This window comes from Salicola sp. AFF1 (assembly GCF_056783195.1).
Genome location: NZ_JBXAYL010000187.1, coordinates 1 through 260 on the forward strand (window position 1 = coordinate 1; position 260 = coordinate 260).

Consider the following 260-nt stretch of genomic DNA (forward strand, 5'->3'; position numbering starts at 1 on the left):
CGGCGGCTCCTCGCGCTACTGCCTGACCAAGCGCGGCGAGATGCTAAAGCCGATGCTGCAAGCGCTGTACGACTGGGGCGAGGCCAACGCCGACACGTTCGGCGTCCGCTTCGCGAGCGCGGAGGCGGAGTAGGGACACCGGGCGCGTTGCCCAATGTCTAAAACAACGCCATGCCCGGAATTGACCTGAATCGAGCGTGGTGACGGATCAGGCGGTCGTCGAGTTTGTCCGCACCCCGTCGCTGGCCTTTGCGCTTCCG

General features: G+C 65.8%; 1 protein-coding gene. It reads left to right on the forward strand.

The window, feature by feature from the left end:
• The first annotated feature begins 22 nt into the window (after positions 1-22).
• Complete coding sequence (locus AC1RQI_RS17280; RefSeq protein WP_481905841.1) at positions 23-133, forward strand: hypothetical protein; 111 nt, start codon at positions 23-25, stop codon at positions 131-133.
• Positions 134-260 lie beyond the last annotated feature (127 nt).